Annotated in this window: 4 protein-coding genes; all 4 read right to left on the reverse strand. The window is 72.0% G+C overall.

Annotated features, from left to right (window positions below):
• The coding region (locus tag GKQ77_RS26865; RefSeq protein WP_219691519.1) for a hypothetical protein at positions 1 to 1116 on the reverse strand (1116 nt) is incomplete at its 3' end.
• Positions 1117 to 1149: 33 nt separating this feature from the next.
• Positions 1150 to 2754, reverse strand: coding sequence for a citramalate synthase (gene cimA / locus GKQ77_RS26870; protein ID WP_219691520.1), 1605 nt, complete (start codon positions 2752 to 2754; stop codon positions 1150 to 1152).
• Between the two features lie 344 nt (positions 2755 to 3098).
• Positions 3099 to 4310, reverse strand: a complete 1212-nt coding sequence (locus GKQ77_RS26875; protein ID WP_219691521.1) for a TolB family protein — start codon at positions 4308 to 4310, stop codon at positions 3099 to 3101.
• 83 nt (positions 4311 to 4393) lie between these two features.
• On the reverse strand, positions 4394 to 5373 hold a 980-nt coding region (locus GKQ77_RS26880), incomplete at its 5' end, for a TolB family protein (protein WP_372459992.1).

Raw genomic sequence — 5373 nt, forward strand, 5'->3', positions numbered from 1 at the left:
GTACCCGCCCGCCCACGGCCCGTACGCGGGCCCCGCCTCCCAGTAGGGCCGCCGCTCCCCGTACTCCGTGGCCACGGTCCTGGCCATCGGGTCCTGGCCGTCCGCCAGCCGGGCCGCGTCCGCCGCGCAGACCGGGACCGCGCGCTCGGGGCCGCCCGCGGGCGCCCACATGACGTCCTCGACCGAGGGCCCGTGCCGGGGGTCGAAGAAGCAGGGGGCCCGCCGCTCCGGCAGCGGCCGCCCCTCGCGCCGCGCGGCGAGCAGCGCCAGCGAGAAGCGCCCGTCCTCCAGGGCCTGGGTCACGCCCCGCACGTCCTCGGGGCGCGTCGCGGCCGCCATCGCCGACTTGGCCTTCTCATAGGCGTCGAGCGCGCGCTCGTAGTCGGCGCGCATCGCGTCGTCGGCGCCCGGCTCGGCCGGGTGGAAGTCGAGCCGGTCCAGCTCCTCGCCGAACGCGGTGATGTCCTCGTCGACGACGACGGAGAGCTTGCGCAGCGCCTCGTGCTGCGACTCCTCGTGGCGCCGCTTCTTGCGGCGGATCACGGCGTACGCACCCACGCCGCCCGCCACGATCACCACGCCGACGCCGGCGAGCGTGCCGACCGAGACGCCGTCACCGGTGGGCCCGCCGCTCCACGACCGCGGGGCCTTACCGGCGGCCTGCGCCAGGGCCTCGTCGACGAAGTCGTCGAGCTGGGTGGCGGTGTCCTCGCCGCGTACGAGGGAGACGAGGTTGTTGACGGCGTTGCCCGGCAGCACCGAGCGGTCGGCCTTCGCGTCGAAGTCGTCGCCGAGGCGGACCGCGTACACACCCGTCACGCCCGTCTCGGTCCGCAGTCTCTGGAAGAGGTCCTGCCGCGGGAAGTCCTGCGGCAGGACGGCGACGAACACCGGCTTGTCCGCGTCCTCGATCTTCTGGGCGAGGGCGTCGGCCTGGGAGTCGGACAGCTGGTCCGCCGCCGCGGGATCGACGTACACCGGGTCCTTCTCCCAGGCGGCGGCCACCTCTGAGGTGTCGGCCGCCAGGGCCCCGGGCGCCGCCGTGAAGGACGTGGCACCCAGGGCGAGCAGCAGACCGGAAAGCCCTACCGTGAACCGCTTCGCCCGATTCCTCATACTTCGAACGTAACCCAAGGGCTCGGGAAGGGGTTACTCGACGGGTTCGACCCCGGCTCGCAGCAGCCCGTAGGTGTACGCGTCCTGCAGCGCGCCCCACGAGGCGGCGATGACGTTCTCGGCGACGCCGACGGTCGACCACTCACCGGTGCCGTCGGACGTGGAGATCAAAACGCGCGTGGTGGAGGACGTGCCGTGCTTGCCCTCCAGGATGCGGACCTTGTAGTCGACGAGCTCCAACTTGGCGAGCTGGGGGTAGATGCGTTCGAGGCCGACGCGCAGCGCCCGGTCGAGCGCGTTGACCGGGCCGTTTCCCTCCGCCGTGGCGACGTGGCGCTCGCCCTTGGCCCACAGCTTCACGGTCGCCTCGTTGGCGTGCGTGCCGTCGGGGCGGTCCTCGACGATGGCCCGCCACGACTCGACGCGGAAGTACCTGCGCGCCCTGCCCTCGGCCTCCTCGCGCAGCAGCAGCTCGAAGGAGGCGTCGGCGGCCTCGTACGTATAGCCCTGGAGTTCGCGCTCCTTGACCCGCTCCACGACCCGGCCGACCAGGGCGCGGTCGTCGCCGAGGTCGACGCCGAGTTCCTTGCCCTTCAGCTCGATGGAGGCGCGGCCGGCCATGTCGGAGACGAGCATGCGGATGCGGTTGCCGACGAGGTCCGGGTCGATGTGCTGGTACAGGTCCGGGTCGACCTTGATCGCGGAGGCGTGCAGTCCGGCCTTGTGCGCGAAGGCGGAGACGCCCACGTACGGCTGGTGCGTGGCGGGCGTGAGGTTGACGACCTCGGCGATGGCGTGCGAGACGCGGGTCATCTCGCGCAGCGCGCCCTCGGGCAGGACCCGCTTGCCGTACTTGAGTTCCAGGGCGCCGACGACCGGGAAGAGGTTGGCGTTGCCGACCCGCTCTCCGTAGCCGTTGGCCGTGCACTGCACGTGCGTGGCGCCCGCGTCGACGGCGGCCAGGGTGTTGGCGACCGCGCAGCCGGTGTCGTCCTGGGCGTGGATGCCGAGCCGGGCGCCGGTGTCGGCGGCGACGGTGGCGACGACGGCCTGGATCTGCGCGGGCAGCATGCCGCCGTTGGTGTCGCACAGGACGACGACGTCGGCGCCCGCCTCGGCGGCGGCCCGCACGACGGACTTCGCGTACTCGGGGTTGGCGCGGTAGCCGTCGAAGAAGTGCTCGCAGTCGACGAAGACGCGACGCCCTTGCGATCGGAGGTAGGAGACGGTGTCCCGCACCATCTCCAGGTTCTCCTCCAAGGTGGTGCGCAGGGCCAGCTCGACGTGCCGGTCGTGGGACTTGGCGACGAGCGTGATGACGGGGGCGCCGGACTCCAGGAGGGCGTTGACCTGCGGGTCGTCGGCGGCCTTGGCGCCCGCGCGGCGGGTGGCGCCGAACGCGACGAGCTGGGCGTGCCGGAAGGTGATCTCCTGCTGGGCCCGCGCGAAGAACTCGGTGTCGCGCGGGTTGGCGCCGGGCCAGCCGCCCTCGATGAACCCCACGCCGAAGTCGTCCAGGTGCCGGGCGATGGTCAGCTTGTCCGCGACGGTGAGGTTGATGCCTTCGCGCTGCGCGCCGTCGCGCAGCGTCGTGTCGAAGACATGGAAGGAATCGTCGGGCGTGCTGGTTTCCGTCATGCTGATCTGGCTCCTGTGTCGGATCTCGGTCTACCGGAAGGACCGGCTCCACCGCCCACGATGATCCCGTGCGCTCCGCGTCCGGCTGCAGTTGGGCCGGGAAACGAAAAAACCCCTCGCGGGTGCGAGAGGTCTGCGCGCGGGTCGAGGACGACGGTGTCCGCCCGTACTTGGTGGTACGAGACGGTCACTGCGGACCGGCGCGCCTGCTGCCAATAATCATGGCGAACGAGAGCACGGAAGCAGCCTGCCACAGCTCGCCCGCGCCGCGTGGCACTGTCTCACGATGCGGGCGATGACTGTGGTGCTGCTGCCTGGTGCTGCTGCCTGGCCGGGGCCTGCTGTCAGTCGACCGTACGGAGGAAGACGTCCGAGACGCCGTTGGTGTCCCCTGTCACCAGATCGGGTGAGGCGGAGTCGAAGGCCACGACGGTGCCGTCCTCGTTCACCGACGGGTTTCCGGCCGCGAGGTCGTTGGGGCCGCCCTGGAGGTCGACGCTGATGAGGCGTGTCTTTCCGGTGGCGAGTTCGCGCAGGTGGACGGCGGGTGCCTGGCCCTTGCCCGTGGTCCGGGAGGCGACGTACGCGAGGTGGGTGCCGTTGACGGCGAGCGAGGCCTGTGTCGTGGCGTCCTTCTTGCGCGGGCCCTGGACCAGGGTCGTCGTGCCGGTGTCGAGGTCGCGTACGAAGACGTTCGCGGCGCGGTTCCTGTCGCTGGGGACGAGGTTGGAGGCGCGGGACTCGAAGGCGACGCGGCGGCCGTCCCCGCTCAGCGAGGGCGCTGACGAAACACCGTCGGCCGGGCCGCCGTCCCGGGCCACGGAGATCTTCTCGCGGGCGCCGGTGTCCAGGTCGCGGACGTAGACGTCGCCGCCCTGTTCGTAGGCGACGTACTGCCCGTTGTAGCTGATCGACGGGTGCCGGGCCGCCTGCGGGGAGGCCTCGCTGACCAGGTCCGTGCCGCCGCCGTTGAACTTGAAGCGGTAGACACGGGGCTGCGGGTCCGGCTCGGCGGCGGTGGCGGGCAGCGTGGCCGTGAAGGCGATCCACTGGCAGCTGGGGTCGACCCTTGGCTCGGACATCGACGTGTAGGGAACGCCCTGGTAGCTGTGCAGGCCGGTGATCTTGCCGACCGAGCGGTTGCGGATGTAGGCGAGCGGGCGGTGGTCGGGCCGGGGCGGGGTGGCGAGCTTCGTGGACTCGGAGATGAAACCGAACATGCGCCCGCTGAGGCAGGGTCCGGAGTCGTACGACGGTCCGTCGCCGTGGTAGCTGACCTCCGCGTTCTCGCCGAGGCGGTTGTGGATGAACACGTCCGCGATGTCGTCCGTGTCGCCGTCGTCCGCTCTCCCTTCGGAGGTGAACCCGGTGACGCGGCCCTCGCCCATCGCCGGGTCGTAGGACGGCCGGTCCAGCTGCGCGCCGTCGTTCGTCGTGCTGATCCGCTCGGTGGCGGGCGGCTGCGGCTCGGGCTCCGCCTGGGCCGGGAGCGCTCCCAGGGTGGCCAGCAGGGCGGCGAGGCACAGGCCGGTGACTGCTCTGTCGCGTTGCTTCATGGTGGGTCCCCCCGTAGCGGTGCAGCGTGTGTGGTGCGGGATGGGTCGTGTGTGGTGCGGGATGGGTTCAGGACGGCGGGCGTTCACCGTCGGTGGCGTACGAAGACGTCGGCGGTGCCGTTCGTGTCGCCGGGCACGAGGTCGGTGGCCTCCGAAGTGAACGCCACGGTCCGGCCGTTGCGGGCCAGGGTGCCGCGCCCCGCGCTGGCGTCGGCGGGGCCGGCCTCGGTGCGCTCCCCCGTCTTCAGGTCCAGGATCTGCGGTCCTTTCGGCTCGGCGATCAGGGCGTAACGTCCGTTGTCCGTCGCCGAGTCGGCGGGGGCGTCCGCGACGCGCTCTGTCGTGCCGGTCCGCAGGTCGTGGACGTACAGGCCGCCTTGCGCGTTGAGGAGGACGCGGTGGCCGTTCGCGGTGATCCGCACCAGTTCGGCCGCGCCGAGGCCGGTGGCGACGCAGGTCGTGGTGCCGGTGGTCCGATCCTTGACGAGGATCTGCGACGTGTCGCCGGCGCCGATCTGATACGCGACACGCCCGCCGTCGCCGCTGACCGAGGCCGCGTCCTTGCGGCCCTCCTCGGGCGGCGAGATCAGCTCGTCGGTGCCGGTCGCGGTGGAGCGCACGTACAGGAGGCGGGAGTTCTGATCGCCATGGCGGTTGCCGAGCGTGTAGGCGACGTGGGTGCCGTCCGGGCTGATCGACGCGACGGCTCCCAACTCATTGGATCCGGGCGGGTTCTCGGGCCAGAGCCGCTGGGAGGTGCCGGTCGCCCGGTCGTACAGATAGGGCGCCGCGAACCGCTTCGTCGCCGTGTACGCGATCCGGCCGCCGTCCGCGCTGAGCAGGGGCGCGTCGTACGTGGCGCCGTCGCCGGTGCCGACCTCGGTGACCTCGCCGGTGGTGAGGTCCTTCACGCGCAGGCAGTCGAAGAAGGGGGCGCAGCCGAAGGTGGCGGCCGTCGAGGTGAACCCGGCGTACCGCCCGTCGGCGCTGAGCGCGGCGTTCCGCGAGGGCCCGTCGGCCTGGGAGCCGTCGCGGGTGGTGCTGACGCGTTCGGTGCGGGGGG

It is taken from the genome of Streptomyces anatolicus, assembly GCF_019400875.1.
GTDB classification, from domain to species: Bacteria; Actinomycetota; Actinomycetes; order Streptomycetales; family Streptomycetaceae; genus Streptomyces; species Streptomyces anatolicus.

Coding starts and splice junctions, on each gene's coding strand:
- cimA (WP_219691520.1), bottom strand. CDS start 2,754: ATGACGGAAACCAGCACGCCCGACGATTCCTTCCATGTCTTCGACACG.
- GKQ77_RS26875 (WP_219691521.1), bottom strand. CDS start 4,310: ATGAAGCAACGCGACAGAGCAGTCACCGGCCTGTGCCTCGCCGCCCTG.